This is a genomic window from Citricoccus muralis (genome assembly GCF_003386075.1).
In the GTDB taxonomy this organism is placed as follows: domain Bacteria; phylum Actinomycetota; class Actinomycetes; order Actinomycetales; family Micrococcaceae; genus Citricoccus; species Citricoccus muralis.
Window position 1 is genome coordinate 40383 of record NZ_QREH01000001.1, and the last position, 23640, is coordinate 64022.

A 23640-nucleotide genomic window follows, 5' to 3' on the forward strand; every position below is an offset into this window, starting at 1 on the left:
TTACTTGCACGCCCTATACAGTCAGCATCCCGGGCTGGGCTCCTGGGGTCTGTTGTCCCTAGGGGCTCTCCAGGCTCTCTCCGGGGTATTCGATCCCTGCGAGATTCCACGGTACGAGAGTGGGTGGTGTCGTGTAGTCCCGGCTTGGATCCGCTGGCCAGACTTGGACCAGGGTGGAGTCCATCGGCTGCAGAACGACCTTCATGCCCTCCGCCGTACCGGCTTCGAGGGCCTCGATCACCTCGTCGGCGTCCTTGACGCGGAGTCTGGGGTGGTAGAAGGCCACCGGTCCGAGGTCGTATTTGCTGCCTTGGCTCTCCAAGCCAAAGGCCTCCGGATTGCTGACAATGGCGCCCCCTTCGCGAAGAAGGCGGAGCAGTGTCTCGTCGCGCTTTCCGGTGAGGTAGCAGACCAGGTTCATGCCTGGGGGCATATAGGTCGCTTGGCCTTCCAGGAGGCGCCGGCCTACACGGAGCATCACCCGGTCCCGGGGAGCTACTTCGCTCGGGAAGTGGAAGTACGCCCCAGGGATATTTCTCTGCAGGACTAGGAGGTCCTCAATCAGCTGCTCCTCGAACTCATCGAGCTCCAGGGGGCCGTCGTCTGAGTCGAGGCGAAGTTTCCCTACTTGCCCACCATTGAAGTATGTCTCGACAACGGCACCGACCGAGAGTGCGCGGCTCATCTCGAGCACCCTGGCCGCGTCTTCGATGAAGGCGTCAGACAAGCCCAGGTGGTAACTGAAATGTCCGGGGGCGTTGAAATCCTTCGGGAGGATCATGACACCGGTGGCGATGTTCGCGAACGTGCACTTGATGGACACACCCAGCTCCCCGAAAGCGCGGGCTTGGACGACACCTTCAAAGCGTCCCTTTGAATACCCCCGATCATCACGCACCTCGAACGTGATGATCTCCCGCCCGGAGGGCCGCGCTATCTGCGGAGTAAGGGAAATTACCCCGTCCTTGGGCAGGGAGGGATAAGGCTGAACCCAATCCGGCCCGGTGCGCGTGATCGTGGCAATGGCTGTGGGGAGGTCAACCGGGTCGAAGGAGCCGAAGTCTCGGGCATGCTGCAACTGGTCTTGGAGGGATTGGTGCTCCTCACCGAACGACCAATCGACGGTGGTGCGGATCGGCTCTTTCTCCATCGCCGCAGGGTGCTTGGGCACGTATGACTCGACAGCCGTGCCGTCGACCACGTGGACATTTGTGGCCCAGTAGTCGCTTCTGCCCTCGGTGATCGCCACCAGTGCTTCGGCACGCTCGGAGAGGTCCCCGGGGCCGGCGAGAGCTGCCTTCTCCGCGTTGAACTGCACCAGCAGCTCCACCGTCTCGTTGCGCGTGATGGCTGCTGTGATTTCCGGGTAGGGAAGGAGCGCCGCATCGAGCTTCGCCTGCCCCCAAATGTCGACGGCGATGTCCGTATTGGCTGCCAAGCCCTGGACGAACTCATCCTCTCCGATCTTCGGGTTTGGGGGCATCACGAGGAACCACTCGGCCAGGTCATCATGATTGTCGCGGGCCCTCTTAAAAGAGTCCCTGATCTGTCGTTCACGAACCCTCTTGAATCCCCCGGAAAAGCCTTCGGGAAAATGCTTCAACTGGTAGATCTTCCTGATGACGCCGTCCTGGCGTACCGCCACATCGATGCCCTTGTCACCGCCGCTCCCGTTAATGACGAGAGCCTCCGGGCCATAAATCCGCGTCAACAACAGTTCGACCGCCCGGTTGAAGTCTTCTTCTTCCAGCTTCGGCCAGTGGATCGCGGACTGAAACAATCGCTGGCTGTTGGGCACGCCTGGTTCTCCGTCTGATGCAGTGTTTGTTGTCGGTAGCCATTCTGCCGTGTCGGGTCGTGCTCGCCGAAAGCCATGTCTCGCATCCCATGGCTTTCGAGACGACTCGTCGACCCCTTTCGATCCTCGATCTGCAATCCCGGAAATCTGGGGCACGACCGGCCTAGAGAATTCTCATAACTATGTAGCGAAACCTAGGGTCTAAAATCGTGTCAACGGCGTTGGTTTCGAGACAGTTGGGGGTGGTCGTGGGAAAGCTCATCGGATACGCACGGGTCTCGACCCGGCGACAGGACGCCGACCGGCAGGTCGGGGACCTGCTCGCGGCCGGCGTCCGCCGGGATGACCTCTATGTCGATCACGGGGTCTCCGGGGCTCGGGCGTCCCGGCCGAAGTTCGACAATGCGGTTGCCGCCCTGCAGGACGGGGACACCCTGGTGATCACCACCCTGGACCGGTTGGGCCGGTCCACGCAGAACATGCTCGCCTTCGCCGAGACCCTCCGAGAGGAAGGTGCCGGGTTGCGGGTGCTCAACCTCGGTGGGGGAGACGTGGACACGCACACGCCGATGGGATCCATGGTGTTCACGGTGATGGCGGCCCTGGCGCAGATGGAGCTGGAGATCAAGCGCGAACGCACCACCGACTCCGTCGCCAAACGCCGGGCCGCCGGCAAGGACCTCGGCGGTCGTCCCCGAACGTTCACCGATTCCCAGATCCGCAGCGCCGCCCACCTGGTCGAGTCCGGTCGGCACGCCGCGCAGGTCGCCCGGGACCTGGGCATGTCCAGAGCCACTCTCTACCGCCGGATGGCCGACCTCGAGGCCCGGGAAGGGGTGAGCACTCATGGCAAGTGACTGGGGGCGGCCCATACGAATTTGCCGGCCACGTCGCAGGTGTCTCTGCCGCCGGGAATCAGACCTCGTGGGTGTCGGTCGTGTTGTCCTTTTGTTCCAGTACGGCCTTGGCGCCGAGAATGGCCGCACCGACTCCCACTAGTGCCCCGATGCCGAGAGTGGCCGTTCTGGCCAGCTCCAGAATGAACTTCTTGTTCTCGCTGTCCTTCTGATAGGCCATTCGAGCGAGCTCCATCAATTGATCCGTGAGCTCACGCCGCTGGTCGAATGTCAGTTCCGGTCTGTCGAGTTCTCGCTCAATCGTCTTGGCGATCCTATTAAATAACGCATGGACTTCCAGCTGGTTCTTATTGTTGGCTTCCAGCGCCGAGTCATGCACCCGCCTCATCTCGGAGATCGCGTCGGTGGCGAACTCCTTGAAGGCCGGGAACTGTTCGATGATCTTCAGCGCCACCTCAGTGTCCATGTCGGACATCATGGCGGCGAACCGGAGCACATTGTCCTTAGAGAGGTTCCGGAAAGAGTCGATTCCGAGCGCCTTCTTGACCTCAACTTCATTGCGGTACTTCATGCCACGGCCCCTTTCGCCTGTGCAGGGAGATAATCATGAGGATATCGGCCGCGGCCATGTCGCTCCCGTACTTCCCAGGACCGGTAACTCCTCGGACTAGTCCGGTTCGTTCCAGTACTCATAAAGAACGAGCGAGTCCTCCAGAACAACCAGGGCCTGTTCTTCTGTGTCTGAATCGCATTGAGACGGTTAGGCCCCTCTGGTCACTCACCTGGAGCTAGGCCAGGTTTTTCAGGCGTGGCCTCGTCGGCCACCCGGAGCCGTCGTGACTGGTATAGGTACTCGCCGATCAAACGGATCAGGTCCTCGGCACGTTCGTTCTCGCCCGTCAGTGCGCCGGTGAGCTTGCCGAACGCGCCCTCGTTTAGCGCTGCGGCGTCGGTGATCGACCACTGCTTCATGCTAAACCTCGATCCACCGACTCGGGTCGGAGCCTGGGGTTGATTCCGTCAGCCCCGAGTGTGCGGTCTTGGGCACGGCGGTGTGGCCGGCCTCGCTGCGACCGATGCCTGTACGCATCGCGATCGAGAGCTTTGGCCCCGGCCCAGTGGACGTTACGCAGACCGGGGAGAGCGCTACAGTCGAGACGACAGCGTCGCCAAACTAAGAGGTCTCATGGGGTCCACCGGCTCAACCATCCTTCAACAGTTCGGCCCAATGATCGCAGCAACGATCGCCCTGATTGGCGCCATGATTGCTCTCTGGGTCAACGGGCGCCGCGAAGAACAGCGGAACCGAACCGCTCGGGAAGATGATTTCAGGCGTGAGCAACGACAAGCGTTCGCCGATGTACTGACAACAGCCCATACGTACCGTCGCGAAGCGGAATTGCTAGGGACGATGGATTCTTGGCTCCACAGCGATCATCCGAGCACTACCGCGATGAAGGATCGCGTCGACCAAGCGTCCGGTGAATTGCTGAACAAGCTCACTGTCGCGCGCCTTATAGTCCATGGGCCGACTCTGCAAGGTGCGCTCGATGATGCGTTCATAGCGTTCCAAAACACACGTGGGAGCATCCAACCGATCGTGGACGCTTACTCCTCCGGCCGTTCGGAAGATATGACCGGCGCCATTGCGGCGCTCGATGTGGCTTGGCCCCCATTCAGCAAGGCGATGGCTGTCCTTCAGTCGGTCGCGCTCTCTGAGCTCCGACCGACAATTGCGCCGACTGAACGACGCCTTTGAGGACTTTTGATCGCGATAGCCGCCGCTCGAAGTTGTCGTCGCGGAATGCTAACGACTCGTGCAAGCACCCACGCCTCTTTCCCTGCTAGGAATGCTTGATTCAAATGCAGGCCTTGCGTCTCATTGACAAGGATCCTGTTGCGGTCATCGCGGAGAAAGAGATCGAAACCACTCGGGGTAACGGACTTAGCCGAGCCGATCAGTCCCCGGACGAAGACTCCGCGCCCCGGGTATAACTCGTCCTCCGCCAAATCAGCGTTTGTTGCGACGTCGGCGAGCGTGTGGGTTTTCATCGCATCGATCAGCCGCTTAGCGAGTGCCCACGCATTCCCGTTTGTACCTGATTTCGCATCACTGAACAAAAGGGCCGTGCTGAATGTCGGGTTTGCGCCCGCCTGGGCTCGCAGCGTCGTTAGTTCCGATTCGCTGACATAGATGAGTGTGAGCCCAAATTTTCCCGTGTCTACTCGTCGTGGATTTGCTGCGAGTGGCGGCGCTTCATAGGGGGGGCGTACGGACCCGACGCGCACCCTAAGTGGCTCTTGGTCAGTCATGGTTTTTTTCGAGGAGTGACCTTGCCAACCTTGCGGCCGAGGCGTGCGGTAATGACCAAGGTGGGCTCGCGTATTGATCCCTCGACTGTCAACGCGTAGTTGCTTGGGTCCCCATCTAGTTCAAGCACGCCGGCCAAGTCGGGTAGCAAACTCTGAATGTCAGCGTCCGGATCAACTTCTACATCCCATGAAGTTTCATCCGTTTGGTCCCGCAATACAACGCGGACCGGTTCGAACTCCGCCATCGTGGATATCCTCTCTCTCGGAGAATCTCATGGATATCTGCAGATACTCGCGCTGCCTGGGCCTGTAGGTTTTGGCCAAGCGTACCCCGGAGCCTGCGCCAAGTGGTACCTTCCGGGCAGGCCTTCGTTGCTCCTGCGCCGTTCGTTGGAGAACAGGACTGCCGAGCATAAGCCTCGATCCACGGAGCCAGCTCCGCAGTAATGACTGGTTCTGCTTGGGCCGCCGACCGCATCCCAACGCTCATCGGTGGATCGAGGCTAAACACCGACTGGTGGGCCCGGAAGCTCGGTGATCTTCCCGGTGGACCCGTCCTCAATGACGACGGCACCCACTGCAAGGGGCGTATCAGCCGGGGAGGGATCTTCACCCTCGCGGAGGATGCGGTTCAGGACACCACCGGTGAGGCCGCTCTGAGGCTGTTGTGGCATGCCCTGCACTGGGGTACCGGGGACAGCAATCGCGGCAACCGCAAACGCATCGCTTCCATCGCCGCCGACCCCCCACGGTTCGGCCGGCTCCTGCATGACGCCGCAGCGGCATTCACGTTCCTCAAGCCAGGACGGACCAACGCCATCAAAGACCTCGGGCCCGGGTTCTTCACCAAGTTCCTCTTCTTCGCCGGCGGCGGACACCCCGACCACCCGTGCCTGATCGCCGACCGGCGGGTGCAAAGGACCCTGCACCGCGAAACCGGCAAGCAGCACCGCCGGGTGGCCCCGAACTTCCTGTACGGCGTGAACTCGTACACGTCCGCAGTAGCAGTCATGCGGCAGTGGGCCACGGAGGTCTCTACCCCGGAACGGGCCGTCGCCCCAGACGAAGTCGAACGTTGGGCCTTCGCCAGCGGCACCCAGAGCTAGACCGAACAACGCCAGCCTGGGACCGGCCGATCAGCAGCGAAAGTCCTCGTGGGTGTACTGATCTCTTTCGCAGGATCGGGCCCATGAGCAGGGATATTCCCTGCGGCTGAAACCCACAGTCTGCCAGCCCGATGTCATCGCAGGTCAACTCGGCAAAGCGGATATATCCTCAAGATCACTGACCTTTCTTGAGTAGATTCGTGAGGGTGCCGCCTTGACTGCTTATAGTTTTGGAAACAAGTGGATGGGCATCGTCGCTCTGCGTGAGCCACCCAGCGCCATTCCAACGCCGCTCCATAGGCTGGCGCTCTCCATGAAGTCGGCAGCCCGCGAGCAGATGCTCCGGATCCATCACGGCCGCACGGTTTCGGCGTCCGAAGCACTGCACGAGATGGCTGCGTCTCGCCAGGTATTCCTCCTTAACGAAGACGGGACTTGGGCCCGCGAAACCGTGGTCGTGGAACGAATACTGCGCTCAGGTAACTTCTCGGCCGCCGTGGCAGAGCGCTTCGCGGAAATCCTCCGTCAGCGCGACAGGATGGCTCGGGTCCTGGAACGAACCGATGCACGATTGGTGCGTCGACGCCGAAAGAGTAAAGCGCAACCCTCCCGGGAAAGACCTCCTCGGGCACTCGATACCGCGCCAATCCCGGTCACCCCGGAGCCCGTGAGGCGGCTTCCGGGGTTTCCGGACATCAGCGGTATTCCGCCCCTCTCTCCACGGATGAGGCAGTGGATCGCGGACCTGGGCCTGGAACTCACGGACACAGACGAACGCTGGGTGCAACTATCCAGCGTCCACTCAAGTTTCTTCTACGAGAGGTTGAAGGGGCAGGACGAGGTGGGGTCGGCCGTGCTCGGGATGCTCAAATCCACCGGCGAGGCGTGGATGAAAGTGGCCATCATGGAGGCTTACCGGTCACGTCTGCACGAGTTCGATACAGCCCAGACCGTCTCCCTGTCCTGGCAGCCATTGGGCAATCTTCAGCCTGCCTTCAGCGAGTGGATCTCCGGGTTGGACTCGATGGTTGCGGGCATGGGGGAACAATCCGGTGAGCGCGGTAGGGGGCGAACCAGCGTCAATGCCACGGTGGCTTATCAGGTCATCGGAGCGTTGTGTCTGATCTTTGGCGGCAGCAAACCGGCCTCCGCACTCATCGCCACGATGGATCTTCCGGCGCTGGCCCAAACAGACTTTGTGACCATCGCCGGCAACGCCACCAACGGCATGATCACTTACGAGTTCCACCGGGAGGGCCCAGACCACGACGCAATCTTCACCGCCGTTGCCGCGGCGGGAGGACGGCAAGCCCGGGGGTCTGGAACGTCGAAGAAAGACGCCCGGAAAGCGGCCGCCAAAGAGTTCGTCACGAACCACTTTCCGAGTCGCCTGGAGCAGCAGGAGAACCTGCAGAGACCCAACCGCCCAACGACGTACCGTGAGATGCCCAGCACCTGGGCCAAGGCCATTGCCGATCTGTCACAACGTGTGCAGCTGCCACCACAGCTGACCATGCAGTCCCTGACGCATCCGTCTTGGACCTACGAGAACAAGACCCGGGTAAATGAGGCGCACCAACGGGACAACAGCGTGCTCGCGGCCGAGGGATCCGTCGTCCTGCAGGCGGTCTTCGCGCACTTCACTACGCTGCAGGTGCTCGGCAAAACACTGAACCCAAATGCCGACCAGGCCCGCTTGCAGACCATCCCCCGCGAGGACCTCTCAGCGTTCTCCGAAGAACTCAGTCTCAGGCCACTTCTGCTGCTTTCCAATAAGTCACCGGTCAGTGCGGCCCTGATGGCCGACGTCGTTCAGTCACTATTCGGCGCCCTTCGTCGTGAGCGTTCAGGTGACCACCCCATGAGCATTCCTGCAGCACTGCTCGAATGGTTAGAATCCCTCGACTTGAATCTTGACCCAGCGACCCGCCTTGAGACCCTCTGCAGTCAAGTGTGGCTGGACTTCGACTACTCCCATGAGCGCCGCGGACCCGACCATCAACAAGAGTTCCGAGCAACGGTGCAGCTCAAAGACGCCAATCTGCCGGCCTGGACGGGGCCGTGGGCCTCCTCCAAGACGAAAGCCCGGCAAGCGGCAGCCGCTGAGATCGTCTCGATCCGCTTGGAAGGCCCCAGCGCAGTCCCCGAGCCACTATCCGAGGCTGCGCAGCAGGTTCTCCTTGCCTTCTTCACCGCTGAGCTCCGTCGGCTCGACGCCCCGAAGGAGTCGGCAGCAACTCCTCGATTCTCGGTGAACCTACTCGCCGATGGGGCCCTCGACGCATACCGCGAGTGGGCAAAGGGACTAGACCCGTTCGTCACCGAGGACGGGGTCGTTCAACAAAAGCTCGAGGACTACTTCACTAGGTGGCTCACGAATGACCTCAAGGGCCGGATACATGCGGCAACAAGGCCCATGCGGACCGCGTCCTCCACCGTCCAGCGAACCGGCGCGATGCTGGAAGCCCGGTTCGATTTGAATGAGATCTCTCGGCTGTCACTGTGGGGTGACTTCCTGATTGCTTTCAACAGTGACGATGCAGGCGATGCCGGCGAAAGACCGGCCTCTAAGGACTGCTCCACACAGCACATGCCCGGCTGGCTTCCGGTGCTGAGGTTCGTGCGGGGTTTTGCGGATCGAGTTGCTGTCGGGGCGGGGCGGGTCTCCGAGACCCTCGTCGACGCAGACGAGCGAGCCGATGTGCTCACGATTCGAGTTCCGGGCCTCGACCTTCAAATCACCATGGGCGAAGCAATGGACGTGGTGAGCCAGCTGGTTCCGGGATTGACTTGGGTTTTCGAAGAAGACGGATTGATCGTTGAGGCACCGCTGACGCTGGCAACGGACAGTCCACTAACGAATGCGGGGCTGAGGGCCATGCGCCGATCGTTCTCCGATCCGAACTTCGGCGAGATCGGAGAGGAACTGCAGGGCCGAACGCGTGAACTCCAATCCATCGCGGAGCGCCTCGAAGTCCTTGTCGGCTAGCCGGCGATGCCGAAGTTCAATAAATTTCCGGCCGTCTCATTGGCCCTGAATTACTGGGAGATACTCGGCCCGCCGAACGAGCACCGCCACCGATATCCAGGGCACACTGTATCGAAAGTCAGCTCTGTACGACCGTGGTGCGATGCCGTTTTGGGCTTAGTTCTGGAACACATTTACATGGCGTGTCGCGGTCCTCGGTGGCTACGTGGGGGAGTGTTCCAGTTCTAAGGAACTGGGACGGTCGCTGCCAGTCAAAATTGGGTGGCACGGGAAACAACAGTCACCTGCAGACTTTGACGTCGGGAGGCCTGCCCGAGGGTGTTCCGTTTGGCGCACCGTCGCGGGACGGACCGCCGGACGGGGTCTACGGGACGCCGTCCGAGGCGTGCCGCCATTCGTCCACGTCAACGGACTGGGTGTCCGGTGGGGGTTCCTCTAAAGATTCCCTAATGGACGCACCTGAGCGCATGGTCAGAGCCTCCACCGAGCGATCAGAGACGGCCACCATTCAGCGGTCAACTACACAGTCCTGATCTGCATTCGGCGGGTACGTGACGATAAGCGCGGTCAGCGTTCCTTAAAGAACATCGCCCTGAGAAGGTCGACAGCATCGGCGTATTCACTCGTGGGGACTTCAAGTGCGCCTTCGGTGACCGCATCGTTGCCGTCCTCAGTCAGGACCCATGTGGCAGACACCGAACTTGCCTGCGGGTCCCGCGCAAGGATCACGTAGTCGTCTTGGTCGGTCGCCCACGGCACGTTCGGGCGGAAAGACTCGGGCGTGAGGGTGACTTCGACATCGTCGCCGTGGTTCTTCCAGTCGACCGCGTACCCGGACGGAACGGCCCGATAGCCGGAGAGGTCCAGCCCGGCCCCGTAGAGGCTCTGTCGGCGAACCACGGGTTCCAGGACCTTGTCGAGGTTGGCGTCCTCGGCATCGAGATAACCGAACGCTTCGCAGTTGTGGAACGTCACGGTGAGGTGCGGCTTGGCGACGAACCGGTCGCGGCTGACGACCCGGATGCCCGGACCCTTAAGGACGACGCCGAGAAAGTGCTCCCGGCCCTGCGCGATGTGGGCGGGCTTTTCGTTCCGCCAATCGTCCAGTCTTGCCGCTCGGTCCTCAGCCGACAGCGCTTTCGACCCACCAAGAAGACTCGATGCCAGGAGTGCCGATGGAGACGTGTCTTTGGCCGGCTGCGGCGGCTTGCTGAACCGTTCCTCCTCAGCCATGTAGAGGCGCTCCATCATGTCGTCGACGTGATCGACCCGACCGACGGACCCGAGGGCCTCCACCTCAAGCTCGATAGGCAACTTGCCGCCCCCACGGGCCCGCTCGACGAGGGCTTGAATCTCGCCCGCACGAGCCGGGCGAGTGTTGCTGGTACCTCGCACGTATATCGCGCCGTCCTCAAGGCTGTCTCGGCGGTCCTCGCCTTGGAAGCTCTTGTGGCACGGGAAAGGCGGCTGTCCCTCCCGGGGCGGTTGGGCAATGATGAACAGCACCTCGCGATCGGCATCGACGCCGATCCGGCCGAACTCAAACGCCGGGAACTGCGATCCAAGGTAGGGACGGAGCCTGTCCTCCAGCTCGTGGGCCTCCACGCCACGAGGGACGCCCAATGCCTTGTCCCGCTGCGCGCCGACGACCAGCATCCCGTAACCCTGAAGATGCCGCGCGGCCTCGTGAGGACGCCGATTCGCTGCGCCCAGCAGGAACTTCGCAACTTTGGCCACGCCCGTCTTGCTGCTCAGGTCCAGACTGCTCTTGACCTCCAAATAGGTCGCCTCGGCCTCGTCGCCGACGGCGATCACGTGGTCCAGGATGCTTCGCCAAGCCCGCTCACCAAGAGGTATGACCGTGGTGTCCAAGGCGGCGGGCTTCGCGTCTGCGCGGCTGGGACTTGCATGGTCGTTGGGCATGGAGGCATTCTCCCATTCGCTGCTGGTCTGCTCGGACCAAAAACGCGTGGGCGGATGGCAGGCGTTCGCCTACCCCCGAGCCGGGTCGGGGCCGGGGCGCCCGACCTCCCAGATCGCCCAGCCGATCTTCCTGCCCAGGTCGCCGAAGCAACCTTGGACGCCGAGCCGGTGGACGCAGTACCACCAGGTCTCCAATTCGTCAGCGATGCGGTTTCGCAGTCTTGTCTCATATTCTTCAAGCGCTTGGTTGTCGCCGTAGGGGACGTCGTGGAACCCGGAATGTGTCGCCCTAACGTGCAGCTCAACCTGCTCCCAGTACGCGGATGGTGGATCGTCCGTACCGGGCTCATCGGTGGCGAGGATGTCGAGGTGGTGGAAGCGCCCTGACTTCCCGTACCGGTCGAAGGTCGCGAAAAGAAGAGGGAGTATCTCGCTGGCATTGACGTTCGTGGCAAGCGTTTTGGCGTATCCGACATGCGTAGCGTTCGGCAGGTTCTCGTTCACGGCCCTACGCAGTCGTGTGTCCAGCTTCGAGACGCCATGTCCCCAGCGTTGAAGCTTCGTTTGTGATGGCCACATGCCAGTCTTCTCGACCTCATGGCAGCCGAGCATGACCTTCATGGTCTTCTCGACGCCGATGCTCCCAAGCGTGAACACAGCGTCTCCGTGCCGGGAGACGAACTTTAGGTTCCGGATCGCGTCCACAGAGTCCCGCATCAGGTTTTGTACGGAGCTGGTCTCTTCGATGAGCGCGGCTCCCTGGCGGGACGACAACGCGGGGTGCAGTCCTGGTCGCCGCTCTTGTGATGATGCTGATGTCATTGCCATGCGCCTCCTCGGCTCCGTCGTGTGGCAACCTGCAGTCGCAAAATATGCTGCGCCCAGGCTCCGGGGATAAGCCTCAATCCACCGATGAGCGTTGAGATCTGCGCGGCGGTTTAAAGACGGAATGCCCGTCTGATCAGGGAGAATAGGACTTGTCTAAGGTTCTGTTCCACCGTGATGAGAGGGCATCCCGTAGATGCAAGTTTCCCACACCCCGGCTGCGGTGTCAGCGTCGTTCGATGACCCGAATCTCTTGTCCGCCGCCGGGCTGGTCCCGATCATGCGACTGGCCCAGAACGCCGGCCTGTCCGAGCTGGCCCAGCAGTGGCTGAGCGTGCCGACGGACAAGGGCGCCAACGCCGGGTCCAAGGTCTCCTCGCTGGTGGCCGGCATGGTCGCCGGGGCAGACTCCATCGATGACATGGCGGTACTGCGCCACGGAGCGATGGCCAAGCTGTTCCACCGGATCTACGCCCCCTCGACGCTGGGCTCGTTCCTGCGGGCCTTCACCTTCGGTCACGTCCGCCAGCTGGACGCGGTCGCCTCCCGCCTGCTGCAGTCCCTGTCCCGTCAGACCTCGCTGCTGGTATCCGGTGAGGACCAGTACACGTTCCTGGACGTCGATGACACGATCATCGAGGTCCACGGTCACGCCAAGCAGGGTTCCGGCTACGGGTACTCCGGGGTGCGCGGGTTGAACGCACTGCTGGCCACCGCCAGCACGCCGGACTCGGCGCCGGTGATCCTCGCCCAGCGGTTGCGCCGCGGCGCCGTCGGCTCCCCGCGCGGGGCCCAGCGGCTGGTCCGCGATTCGCTGGCCACCCTCAGGCGCCTGCATCAGATCGACGGTGCCCGGGTGCTGGTGCGCGCGGACTCCGCTTTCTATGGGCATGCCACCGTGACCGCGGCGATCAGCGCCGGAGCTGACGTGTCGGTCACCGCGAGGATGGACCCGGTGGTGAAGAAGGCCATCGCCGGCATCGACGATCACGCGTGGACGCCGATCGAGTATCCCGAGGCGATCTACGACGAGGCCACCGACCGGTGGATCTCCAACGCCGAGGTCGCGGAAGTGCCCTTCACCGCCTTCACCTCCCGCAAGAAGAACGAACGAGTGCCCGGCCGGTTGGTGGTGCGCCGGATCCCGGAACTGAACCAGGACAACAAGAACGTGGCCCAGCCCGGGCTGTTCGACCTGCACCGGTTCCACACGTTCTTCACCACCAGCACCCTGGATACCGTCGTCGCGGACAAGACCCACCGGGCCCACGCGGTGATCGAGCAGGTCAACGCCGACCTGAAGAACAGCGCCCTGGCGCGCCTGCCCTCCGGGGTCTTCACCGCCAACGCGGCCTGGCTGGTACTGGCCGCGATGGCCTTCAACCTCACCCGGGGCGCCGCCACCATCACCGGCCCCGGCCTAGCCAAGGCCACCACCGCCACCACCGCCACCATCCGCCGCAAGATCATCAACATCCCGGCCAGGATCGCCTCCTCGGCCCGCCGCATCATCCTGCACCTACCGAGGAACTGGCCGTGGCAGGACCAGTGGCAAGCCTTGTTCGAGCACGGGCACGGGCCACCGGCGATGGCCGTGACCTGACCGCCAACGCCAGCATCGGCGCAAGACGAGGACAACAGTGGAACACCTCGTGCAGCGAGGCCCGCACCTCAACCCTGTCCAGAATTAGCGAACACCACCCCCCGAGAATCAGGCACCGGTCTCATACCGGGTCGGTGGATTGAGGATAAGAGCCTGGCTTGCGGAGCAGGGCGAATCCGCAATTGCACGGTGAACCCTCGGTCATCTCAGCTTGAACCGCTCACGAGATCAAACTCCGCCGGTCACCATTCCCCAGAGGACCCAGTCCACTCCGCGGAAAGTTCCGGCAGGCTACTTCTGGCAGCCGGTCGCCATGAGCCTCATCGTAGGAAGCCTTGTTGATGCAAATGGGGCGAAGATCTCCCCGGATCGTGCCGTAGGAGAGACACCCCGCGCAAGGCGTCACAAGGTGTCGTCGGCCGACGGTGGACTGATGGCCAAGCCTGGCGGATAGTCGGCACGACCTCGGCCTCCTCCCCCTATCATTTCCGGAGGAACCTCGTGCTCACATGCGATGAGGGCAAAGCAAGGGGAGCCACCATGAGGAAGTCGTTTGCGGCCGTCGCCCTGATCGCGGTGATAGGCCTCGGGGTAGCAGGATGCGGCGAGGATGCTGAGAGCCCGGGCGCAGACGTGGAAGATTTCGGCTACGTCGCCGACGCCTCCCCGGAAGCTCCCGACGGCGGGCAGGGTGCGGGGACTCCCGCCGATAGTCCATCGGTCGCAGCGATGGAGGACGAGCGATTCTGGCAGATCCTCGCCCAGTCCGGGGCGTCGGCCGGTGGCAGCGTCGAGGACCAGACCGAGAGCCTGACTACCATCCTCGCGGGTCTTCCGGCACCGGAGATCGCCGCGTTCGACGTGGCGTTCTCGGCCTACCAGGACGAGCTCTACTCCTGGGATCTGTGGGGCGCGGCGTACCTGTTGATGGGCGGATGCTCGGATGACTGCTTCACGGACTTCCGCAGCTGGGTCATTGCCCAGGGCGAGGACTACTTCGAGGCAGTTCAGGCCGACCCACAGGCCTTGGCCGAAGGCCGCCTGGAGAATGTCGGCCAGATCGGAGAGGCGGAGCTCCTGTCCTACGCCGCGATGGATGCCTACGTAGAGGCAACCGACCGAGACATCTTCATGGATTATCCCTCTCATCCGGGACTGGAGACGGTCGCGGAGCCCACGGGGCAGGAGTGGGACGAGGACGACGAGGAGGCCTTGCGCGACCGTTACCCACGGCTCAGCCCACTTCCGTACTAGTAGACACACGCTCCTGCGGATTTCCTTGCCTCGGGCTGTAAGCCTCGTCTAGCTTGGACTTTTCGACGTGTAGCTCAACAGCGAGAGCACTGGGCTCTGGACCCAGAGGGAGCAGGGGCAGCACCTGCCACGTCGGCGAAGAGGCCGCGTTCGTGCGCCGGAAAGGATTGACGGTGCTCGGATACGCATGGGGACAGCTTCGTAAGGCAACATCGGCCGCCGAGGCTGCATCCGATCCTGACGAACAGGCCCGCGTCACTAAGCGGGTGACCTCCTGGTCCCGCGTCCTTGTCGGCATGGCCACAGGCAGGATCAAAGTCGGCTCAGCCACGCCCGTGCGCGGTTTCCCGGCATGGCTGACCCCGGAGATCGTCCGCGGTGGTTTCGCGACAGGGGCTGCCGCGGCCGGCGGTCCGTTGGAACCCGACGAGATCACGCTGGCCGCACACGTGGGCGTGCCGCCTGCCCGTGCTCATCTGTTCGACTGGTTTCTCACCGACGACGGGCTACAGAAACTGGACGCCTGGGTGGAATCCGGGCTGTACCGCCTGGAGCTGCCCGAGCACGGGGCCCTGCTGAGCGTGGCGTGGCTCCTAGGACACGGTCGAGCGGAGGTTGCCAACGAGGTGGTGCGCGCGCTACGGCCCTGGGCCAAGACCGTGCGGTTCTGGCCCTATGAAGCGCTCGAGCCCGAAGCGCCGGGGGTGCATGTGGCGACCCTTCCTGTGGTCGCGGCCCGGCTGGAGCGCAAGCGGCCCCAACGCCACGTCGAGGCCGAACGTGAGGTCCTGTCCGTCTGGAACCCCTTCACCGACAAGGTTCTGAGTCATTGGTGGGCCACCCGATCCGCCAACGGGTTGCTCGGGTCGGTGCTGACACCCGACTGGATCGAGGGCGCGAAGGGCCTGCTGGCCGAGTACCGGCATCTTGCCGCTGAGCACACGCTGACGAAGCGGCATGCGAGCCCCAAGGAGAACCTGCAGATCCTCATAACCGGCCTTCACGCCTGCGCCGCCGGGGAGGCCGACTCCCGCACGCTGGGTCGGGTGCGCGGGGCGGTGGCGAGCATGGTGGCCAAGCGCGGGGAGCCAGGCTCACCGGGGCTGGCCGAGTTGCGCGCCGCCCAGGCGCGCATCGCGGCCACACCTTCCCACTCCACCGTGGCCCATGATGCCGCCGCCCGCCTGCGGGCAAGCGGCCAGACGGGCGCTGTCACAGATCCCCTCGCGCTGCTCCACGGCGCTGCCGGCCACGATCTGCGCTCGGTGCGGTCGACCACGCGCCAGGCCACGCAGGCGCCCCTGCCGGTCCTGCTGCGCGAAGGCATCATCCGGTCGGCCGAGATGCTGGCTGAACTGGCCCCGCAACTCACCGCGGAGACGGTTGCCTCCCGGTACACGGATGTACCGGCAGGACTGCTCGCCAAGCGCCTGTACCGCGCCTTCGCCAATCGACGCAGCACGCTCTTGCTCAACCACCGAGCCCAAGTAACCGTCCACGTGCTTCCCTGGTTCACCCTTCTGGAACGGGTCGGCGTTCAGGAACACCAACAAGACCTCGCCCACGCCCAAGCAGTGGACCTGGCCACCCTTGCCTTGCGCCACTTCCCCGGAACGACGATTCCTAACTCTCTCATTCGTGAACTCAGCCGGCTTTTCGGACTGGCGTCCGAGGATGTCCCGTTGACCTACGAACTCGCTGCGGACATCTTCATGGGTTCGTTCAGCCCGGTGTTCCTGCGCGCAGCACAACGGGCGGCCACCATGGTCGGCGACACCCTCTACTCCCGTTACTACGGGATCGACTACGACGAAATCCTGACCATGGACACCGCACAGCAGAAGCCTTCCCGGTCACGCGCGACGCCCCGCACCGCAGTGCCCAACTTTGACGCTCTGGTCCGTTCCCGCGCCCGGATTAACCGCACCCGCTGGAACCAGGACGTCGCCACCAGCGGAAAGGCCATCGAACAGGCCCAGCTACTCACCACGCACAACCTGGCCGCCCTGGTGGAAGCGGGAGTCACCCTGGAGTGGCCGACGCAAGCACGTCAAGGCTGGACCACCACCAAGAATCACCTGGCAAAGATGACCGGGCCTCACAGCCTGCACCACCGCAAGAACGCCGCCTACGCGTGGCGACAGACCCTCTTCTACCTCGCGCTCTCCTCCCCCCAAGAGAGTGCCGCCTTCGCGAATGACGAGACCCTCACCCACGGGCTCTCATCACAGGTCAAACTTCAGGCCGAGGCCCTCCTCAGCGGCCTCCGCGTCGTCATCAAGACCGGGGCGCCACCAGAACACCCCTTCTTGGGTTGGGTCGCACGACCCGACCGCTGATCCCCGAAAGTCCAAGGAGCCGCTGTCCTCACTACACCGACTCAGGTATGTCCGCTTAGGGATCCTCATGCGGGTGCTCAACTGGGTCGATGAAGTGCTCATCGCGACTCGGGTTGTGATCCGTATACTCCTACTTATGGACCTTCTAGACGTGGGGCGGATCATTGTCGGGTTGGTGCTGCTGGTGCTGGGCGGGGAGGTGCTGGTGCGAGGGGCCTCCGCCTTGGCTCGTCGAGCGGGGGTTTCCTCCCTGGTGGTCGGGCTCACCGTGGTCTCGGCGGCCACGTCGGCGCCCGAGCTTTCGGTGAGTATCGGTGCGGTCCTGCGCGACGAACCCGGACTGGCGGTGGGCAATGTGGTCGGCAGCAACATTGCTAACGTCTTGCTCATTCTCGGCCTCTCCGCTCTAGTTCTGCCGCTGGCCGCGACACAACGGTTGGTGCGCTTTGATCTCCCCCTGATGCTTTCTCTGTCCGCGGCGCTGCTGCTGGTCTGCCTCGACGGGGTGATCAGCGCGGTAGACGGGCTAATCCTGTTCGGTGCCGTGGTCGCTCACACCGTGCTGACCGTCACCATCGGCCGCAGAAGGACACAGTCCAAGGCCCCTGTTATGCAGCTGGCTGAGGGTTCCCCGGGTATCGGCACCTCCGCCCATGCCCAGAAACTGCCTGTGGCCTCGAGCGGAAAGTCGATTCTGCTCGTGGTGTTCGGAGTTGCTCTCCTGGTAACCGGGGCCACGCTCCTCGTCGAGGGCGCGGTGAACACCGCCACCACGCTCGGGGTGAGCAGCCTAGTGGTCGGTTTAACCGTCGTGGCCATCGGCACATCTCTGCCTGAGCTGGCGACTTCCCTCATCGCCGTGCGCCGTGGCGAACGTGACTTGGCGATTGGCAACGTGGTCGGCAGCAACATCTTCAACATCGGAGTCGTGCTCGGGTTGCCAGCCATGATCTCCCTCGAGGGCATTCCCGTATCCAGCGCCGCCCTGGCCTTCGATATCCCGGTAATGTTGGCGGCCGCGATCGCCTTGCTGCCCGTAGCCTTCACCGGCTTCACGGTGGCGCGATGGGAAGGCGCCCTGTTCGTAGCCCTGTATCTGGTTTACCTCGGGTATCTCATCCTGGCTGCCACCGCACACGACGCACTGGAAGGATTTACCGCCGTGATGGCATGGTTTGTCCTCCCCTTGATCACAGTGACGCTGATCGCCTTCACCGCATACGAAATCGGGCTGCGTAAGGGCCGACAAGGCAGCGGCACAACCCCCCCGTCCGTCCTGACCACGAGCCGCTGACTAGATCAACCCGGGCCTGTCAATACCGCGCGCCCCCCCCCCCCCCCGATCAGCGCCAGACCCAGTGTCTAATGGCCACCTGCATGGACACCCGGCCTGTAATCCAGATGACGTCACGAGGTGGCCTGAGTATTGGATCAGAGGAATCAACTCTGCAAGCCTCCCCAGCACACTGGCCGGCCATCACCTGCACCCCAACACCGTCATAGAGCGGCTGCGCGACCTGGGCGTCAACCCCTCAGCGCCCGCAACCGAGCCATCGGTGAGCTCGTCCTCGAATGCCCGCCCTCGCTCGTTGCCGAGGTCCTCGGCTACAGCACGCAGGTGGCTTTCCTCCACGCGAGCAAGGCTGCTGAGCCATGGGCCCGATGTGCCGGCCGATCCGTCAGGCCGCCCTGAGCGTCCCGAAAGACGATCCCCCGCCGGTACGGGTGTTCGGGGGCATGATGGAGCGACCCTGAGAATGGAGTGACCATGAATGATGCCGCCACGAGCCTCTCGGCCCTTATTACGTCCAAGAGGAGGCTCTCTGCCCCCGAGCAGATCGAAGCCACGGTCCATGCCACCGACGGGAACTCGACCCAGACACTTCAGGTGATTGCCCGCAGCCCCACCGGTGAGTACCGCAGCACCACCGACGACGAAACCGTGAGCTACAACCCCCGCACCCAAGAGTTGGTCCTCGAGTCGCTGGACGATCCGCCGCTGTGGACGCACCGCGACGAGTTCCCGATGGCGCGCCCGGTGCTGGCCATGTTCAGCCCACTGGACCTGCCGATCTGGGACTACACCTTGAACTACGAGGTCACGGACGCGTGGCGGAACGGGGACAGCGTCCGGCTGGAGTTCGCCGGCCCCGCCGGGCGCGGCCACGCGATCGTGGACCTGGAGAACCACGTCGCCGTGGAACTGCTCTACCGGGACTGGCATTACACGGTGCGTGACCTGTCGACCACACTCCACGGCGACGTCGGAAGGACGGTCTGGACCTGACCTCACGGCATGGAGCAGAACGCATGGCGTTCTGGACTGCCACCCGACCAATTGATAGTTCTTCGGGAATGCTGGCCGTCCGTCCCGCGCCCTAACTACTTGGCCGACCGATGACCCAATTGAGCGTCCGATGCGCGATCGTCTAGGGGATCCCTTTTCGGAGGTCTCGGACAAGTGGCTGGGGTGGATTCGGAATCAACCGCGCACCGCGCAGTGGCCATCAGATCCCCGCGGGTGGGCCGTCTCTCATCGCTGTCAGCACAGCGTCGAGCACAGAGTCGGCGATCTCGTGTGCGAGCTCCACACCCTCGGGGCCCGGGCTTTTCGGCCCGATCTTGGCGTACGCAGCAGCCCTGGCGGCCTCCAGAATGAACTGGGAGTGCTGTTCCATGCGTGCCCGGCTTTGCTGCTGCTGGGCCAAGAGATTGAGGCGGAGCATGTCTTGTCGGTGCTCCTCGTCATCGTCCACCGGACCGACGTGGATCCGCACTACCTGCTCTTCCGCCACAGCTCCCGTCATCCGGGTCGCCGGGCGGGCTCTCGATAGATCAGAATGCTCGCTGTGGTCGTTGCTGGCGGGATTGAGGCCATGGGTGATCAGTTCTCGCACTTCGGTGAACGAGTCATCGGTTTCAGGCGGTTCCCATCGTTGGAGCTGGGCCAGCACCCACTCCCAGTGCTCGCGTCGGAGCACGATCGGCAGCCGGTGTTCCGGGGGCGGCCAACCGTGCTGATCTCGTTCCCCCGAGTACGCCGAGGAGGCCCGCCAGCCGGCGTCCCGAACGCACGAGCCGACGATCACGGACTCCATGATCGCGTCCACGACGTCCACGGCCGCGCTGTTATCGGCGCACCCATCCACACGCTTCCATAAGGCCACAGGGATACTCACCGTCAGGTACTCCATGGTCATCATCCTGCCCGACCTTGAGCAGACACCGCATCGCGTGTCCTACTAATGGACAGTCTTGCAAGAAGTTCGGCCTAGTCGTTTCCGTAAGTGGATCCCTCAGTGAACGGCGCGACCGAGTTCGGCGAACGGTTCCCGCAATCGCTCGAAACGGTTGCGGTCGTGCAATGCGATTTCATCCAGGAACTGGCGAGTCAGGAGCACCCGACTCCGGTCCAACGCCTCCGGGATGACGCTTGTCGCGCGAGCGGCTTCCAGCTGGGCAAGGTCCGCCGCGGGAAGGAGGTCGACCTCGCGGCCATGATGGGGATTGAGCCCGGTCCGGATGCATTTGAGGGTGGCAACGGTAGTGCGGAGGTCGTTGATCATCATGTCGGCCTGCCACACTTTGCCCCGGGCTACCGCGGAGCGCGCGTGGATCGCGTAGAGCCAGCCCATGCCAATCGTCCTGGCCACATCCACGGGCGCAGGCTCGGTCGGATCGTTCGGTGTCCCGAACAGGATGCGAAACCCCGGCTCGGTCGCCCGGAACTTATCGTGCGGCCAGAACGCCAGATCGATCTGAAGCGATGACCTCAGGAAGAAGACGCGGAAACGAGCCCCGGCCGCGACAATGTCCAGAGTATCGGCAGTGGCACCCAGGTCATCGATTGCGCGCGACCAGTCCTCTACAACAGTCGGCTCGTCCGCTCCGGGGGCGAGTTGGAGCGCCAGATCTATGTCGGACCAATCGTCTTCAGTGCCCCGCGCGGACGATCCCACCAGGGCCGCTCCGACGATGTGCGCGTCCGCCTCAGCGCGAGCCACGAGCTGGTCTCGAATCTCTGACCTGTCTGAGGGGGAGAACATGCTCCTGATCTCATCCGATTCCACAGTCAGTTGCAACTTCCGCAAGTCGGGCACTGACCGCACGCCCGCTGGAGCATCCCATGACGCGACACGGCCCGATAGGTTGTGCCTGAAGCCGATCGATGATCGGCGAGAGTCTGGGAACTTCGGGGTGGCGCGGTCGCCCTTATAGAGTCGTCGGTGTGAATCGATCCGAAATCAGCGACCTTGCTCACACCCGGCATCCGATCGCGTCACCCCTGAGCAACGAGACGGTCGACCGGCTCCTGGCACTCGCTGTCACCGGCCAACGCTCAGTGCTGGACCTCGGTTGCGGTGACGGCACCTGGTTGCTGCGGGCGCTGAGGCGCGAGCCCACGCTGACTGCTGTTGGGGTCGACGTGTCCGGAGCCGGCTTCGACCGAGTTCTGGAGCAGGCCAACCGGGAAGGACTCGGGGAGCGATTGCAGCTGGTTCACGCGGACGTGCGGGAGTGGAGGACTACCGAGAAGTTCGACGTAGTCCTCAGCATCGGCGCGGCATATGCGTTCGGTGGGCTGCTGCCCACGCTGGCCGCGGCGGATGAGCACCTTCACCCGGATGGCCAGCTACTTCTCGGTGACTGCATCTGGGAGCAGGCACCCAGCGAGCAGACTCTTGCCCTGCTCGGCGCCGCCACCGATGACTACTGCGACCTGTCCACCACCGTGCAGGCCGTGGACTCGGCCGGGTGGGTTCCAGTCGAAGGACACGTCAGCACCCTGCAGGAGTGGGACTCTTACGAGTGGTCCTGGACCGGGTCACTAGCCCGATGGGCTCTGGACCACCCGGACCACCCGGACAGCCAGCAGGTGATGACAGCGTCGGTGGAGCACCGCCGGGCCTGGCTCGGGGGATACCGGGGCACATTGGGGTTTCTTACGATGCTGCTCAGACGCTCCACCTTGAACGCTGCGCCGTTGAGGTGAGTCCGCCGCACAGCCCCTGCCGCGAGCACCGGCGCAATGCCCCTCTCTGCCGGGCCACAGACCGGTGTCAGTAGACGAAGGGTTTATGGCACCCGTTCGAAGGGGTCAGCCGAGCGTAATACGGGCGGGGGTTCGCGTCCGTAAGGGGATCCCCTTACGGCGCAGCGTCGACGTCACCTGGCCGACCAGTGAAGACCGGTTCTGACATCAGTGCCGTCGACTTCTGAAAGCGACAGGGGGTCTCGGTGAGATTTCGAGACACTACGCGTTGAGACGACTTATCGAGACATCGCGGGGGCCGGGATCTCGGTCTTCGATGGGGCACGCCGGGAGGCGGGTCCGGTGTCTTGGAAAGCTGTAGCTATACGAGACCTCACTGGTATGAGATAAGTGTCCGCGTCGAGGTTTGCTGGAGGGTGTCCACCAAGACACTCACCAGTGGTGAGGTGCCTGGACGCATCGCGGTGCAATGCGAAGCCGGGTTGCAGGCGGGCAGCCGGCCCGCGGTGCGCTCCCGCATCGGCAGGGGCGCACCGCGGGTCGGTGGTCGGTGGCTAGTGGTCGAAGAGCTCGCTGAGTCCTTGGGCGCTGGAGTCGATGTAGCGGGCGACCTGCAGCCTGCCGAACGGCCCGTAGGGGTAGTCGCCCGGGTTCGGCGCGCTCACCTTGTTCAGGATGGCGGTGTCGTGGGCATCGAGGGTGAGATCGGCGCCGGCGAGGTTGTTGGTGAGCTGCTCGAGGTTGCGGGCCCCGACGACCGGGGAGGTGACCGCGGGCTGGTTGGCCACCCAGCTGATGGCGACCTGGCTGGGTGTCGCGCCGATGCGGTGGGCGATGGTCTTCACCGCGTCGATGGTGTCCCAGTTGCGGTCTTTGGATGCATAGTCGGCGGAGGCGTGCTCGTACACCGGGTTGCCGGATCCGGCGCGCGTGTTGGACGAGGGGGTGGCGTCGCGCTGGTACTTGCCGGTGAGGAACCCTCCAGCCAGCGGCGACCAGGGCAGCAGCCCGATCCCGTTGTGGAGGGCGGCGGGGACCACTTCCCACTCGATCTCACGGGAGAGGAGGCTGTACTGCTGCTGCAGGGTCACCGGCAGTCGCACGCCCATCGCCTTCGCAGTGGAGAGCACGAGTTGCAGCTGCCAGCCGGTGAAGTTCGACAGGCCGAGGTAGTGGATCTTCCCGGCGCGCACGGCGTTGTCGAGGAAGGACAGTGTCTCATCGACCGGGGTTATCGGGTCCCAGCCATGCAGCTGGTACAGGTCGATCGTGTCCACCTGCAGGCGGCGCAGGGACGCGGTGAGGGCGCGATCGAGATGGCGACGGGAGAGGCTGACGTCGTTGACGTCGGGTCCGGTGCCGAAGCGGCCCTTGGTGGCGAGGACGACCCTGTCGGTGAGCTCGTTGGACCGGCTGGCGAACCAACGGCCGATGACGGCTTCGGATTCACCCCCGCCGTAGACGTCGGAGGAGTCGATGAAGTTGCCGCCAGCCTCAAGGAACGCGTCGATGATGGCGTGGGAGTCCTCCTCGGCGGTGTCGTTGCCGAAGTCCATGGTGCCGAGGGCCAGGTTGGAGACGGAGAGTCCGCTCCTACCGAGGGTCCGATACTGCATTGTGTGCTGCTCCTTTGTCCGGGG

19 protein-coding genes and 1 tRNA gene are annotated in these 23640 nt (G+C 63.6%); 11 read left to right on the top strand and 9 right to left on the bottom strand.

Annotated elements, in window-relative coordinates; genetic code table 11:
• Positions 1–58 precede the first annotated feature (58 nt).
• The gene (locus C8E99_RS00195) at positions 59–1798 is read right to left on the bottom strand and encodes a hypothetical protein (RefSeq protein WP_115930580.1); all 1740 of its coding nucleotides are present in this window, start codon (positions 1796–1798) and stop codon (positions 59–61) included.
• Positions 1799–2046: 248 nt separating this feature from the next.
• Between C8E99_RS00195 and C8E99_RS00200 the strand changes: the two genes are divergently transcribed.
• Positions 2047–2655 (top strand): recombinase family protein, encoded by a 609-nt coding sequence (locus tag C8E99_RS00200; protein WP_115933090.1) that lies wholly within the window; start codon positions 2047–2049, stop codon positions 2653–2655.
• 58 nt (positions 2656–2713) lie between these two features.
• On the opposite strand, the gene C8E99_RS00205 is transcribed toward C8E99_RS00200, so the two are convergent.
• Together C8E99_RS00205 and C8E99_RS00210 are read right to left on the bottom strand one after the other, a co-directional pair.
• Positions 2714–3226 (bottom strand): hypothetical protein, encoded by a 513-nt coding sequence (locus C8E99_RS00205; RefSeq protein WP_115930581.1) that lies wholly within the window; start codon positions 3224–3226, stop codon positions 2714–2716.
• A 203-nt stretch (positions 3227–3429) separates the two neighbouring features.
• A complete protein-coding gene (locus C8E99_RS00210; RefSeq protein WP_115930582.1) occupies positions 3430–3627 on the bottom strand; it encodes a hypothetical protein in 198 nt (65 codons plus the stop codon).
• A 214-nt stretch (positions 3628–3841) separates the two neighbouring features.
• Between C8E99_RS00210 and C8E99_RS15695 the strand changes: the two genes are divergently transcribed.
• Positions 3842–4414: a hypothetical protein gene (locus tag C8E99_RS15695; RefSeq protein ID WP_147301133.1), complete on the top strand. Its 573-nt coding sequence runs from the start codon at positions 3842–3844 to the stop codon at positions 4412–4414.
• Positions 4415–4964: 550 nt separating this feature from the next.
• Here C8E99_RS15695 and C8E99_RS15700 read toward each other — a convergent pair.
• Complete coding sequence (locus tag C8E99_RS15700; RefSeq protein ID WP_147301134.1) at positions 4965–5213, bottom strand: hypothetical protein; 249 nt, start codon at positions 5211–5213, stop codon at positions 4965–4967.
• A gap of 201 nt (positions 5214–5414) precedes the next feature.
• Here C8E99_RS15700 and C8E99_RS00215 point away from each other — a divergent pair, with 201 nt between their 5' ends.
• A complete protein-coding gene (locus C8E99_RS00215) occupies positions 5415–6074 on the top strand; it encodes an 8-oxoguanine DNA glycosylase OGG fold protein (protein ID WP_115930583.1) in 660 nt (219 codons plus the stop codon).
• Between the two features lie 313 nt (positions 6075–6387).
• Positions 6388–9063 (top strand): putative dsRNA-binding protein, encoded by a 2676-nt coding sequence (locus tag C8E99_RS00220; protein ID WP_170144489.1) that lies wholly within the window; start codon positions 6388–6390, stop codon positions 9061–9063.
• A 567-nt stretch (positions 9064–9630) separates the two neighbouring features.
• On the opposite strand, the gene C8E99_RS00225 is transcribed toward C8E99_RS00220, so the two are convergent.
• Complete coding sequence (locus tag C8E99_RS00225; protein WP_115930585.1) at positions 9631–10986, bottom strand: hypothetical protein; 1356 nt, start codon at positions 10984–10986, stop codon at positions 9631–9633.
• Positions 10987–11055: 69 nt separating this feature from the next.
• On the bottom strand, positions 11056–11814 hold the full coding sequence (locus tag C8E99_RS00230; RefSeq protein ID WP_147301135.1) for a hypothetical protein: 759 nt from the start codon (positions 11812–11814) through the stop codon (positions 11056–11058).
• Positions 11815–12007: 193 nt separating this feature from the next.
• On the opposite strand from C8E99_RS00230, the gene C8E99_RS00235 reads away from it, so the two are divergent.
• The 6 genes from C8E99_RS00235 to C8E99_RS00260 all read left to right on the top strand — a co-directional run bounded on the left by C8E99_RS00235 (position 12008) and on the right by C8E99_RS00260 (position 19294).
• Complete coding sequence (locus C8E99_RS00235) at positions 12008–13414, top strand: IS1380 family transposase (RefSeq protein WP_115930587.1); 1407 nt, start codon at positions 12008–12010, stop codon at positions 13412–13414.
• A 540-nt stretch (positions 13415–13954) separates the two neighbouring features.
• Positions 13955–14668 (top strand): DUF4240 domain-containing protein, encoded by a 714-nt coding sequence (locus tag C8E99_RS00240; RefSeq protein WP_147301136.1) that lies wholly within the window; start codon positions 13955–13957, stop codon positions 14666–14668.
• Positions 14669–14731: 63 nt separating this feature from the next.
• Positions 14732–14804 (top strand) — tRNA-Gln (locus tag C8E99_RS15800).
• Between the two features lie 160 nt (positions 14805–14964).
• Positions 14965–17007 carry a hypothetical protein gene (locus tag C8E99_RS00245; protein ID WP_170144490.1) on the top strand — a complete coding sequence of 681 codons (2043 nt, stop codon included), beginning with the start codon at positions 14965–14967 and terminating at the stop codon, positions 17005–17007.
• A 136-nt stretch (positions 17008–17143) separates the two neighbouring features.
• A complete protein-coding gene (locus C8E99_RS00250; protein WP_115933091.1) occupies positions 17144–18301 on the top strand; it encodes a calcium/sodium antiporter in 1158 nt (385 codons plus the stop codon).
• A 474-nt stretch (positions 18302–18775) separates the two neighbouring features.
• The gene (locus tag C8E99_RS00260) at positions 18776–19294 is read left to right on the top strand and encodes a hypothetical protein (RefSeq protein WP_115930590.1); all 519 of its coding nucleotides are present in this window, start codon (positions 18776–18778) and stop codon (positions 19292–19294) included.
• A gap of 220 nt (positions 19295–19514) precedes the next feature.
• Here the strand turns inward: C8E99_RS00260 and C8E99_RS00265 are convergent, their stop codons facing one another.
• A complete protein-coding gene (locus C8E99_RS00265) occupies positions 19515–20210 on the bottom strand; it encodes a hypothetical protein (RefSeq protein WP_115930591.1) in 696 nt (231 codons plus the stop codon).
• 93 nt (positions 20211–20303) lie between these two features.
• Complete coding sequence (locus tag C8E99_RS00270) at positions 20304–21011, bottom strand: nucleotidyltransferase family protein (RefSeq protein ID WP_170144491.1); 708 nt, start codon at positions 21009–21011, stop codon at positions 20304–20306.
• 224 nt (positions 21012–21235) lie between these two features.
• On the opposite strand from C8E99_RS00270, the gene C8E99_RS00275 reads away from it, so the two are divergent.
• On the top strand, positions 21236–22000 hold the full coding sequence (locus C8E99_RS00275) for an SAM-dependent methyltransferase (protein ID WP_115930593.1): 765 nt from the start codon (positions 21236–21238) through the stop codon (positions 21998–22000).
• Between the two features lie 554 nt (positions 22001–22554).
• On the opposite strand, the gene C8E99_RS00280 is transcribed toward C8E99_RS00275, so the two are convergent.
• The gene (locus tag C8E99_RS00280; RefSeq protein WP_115930594.1) at positions 22555–23616 is read right to left on the bottom strand and encodes an aldo/keto reductase; all 1062 of its coding nucleotides are present in this window, start codon (positions 23614–23616) and stop codon (positions 22555–22557) included.
• Between the last annotated feature and the right edge of the window lie 24 nt (positions 23617–23640).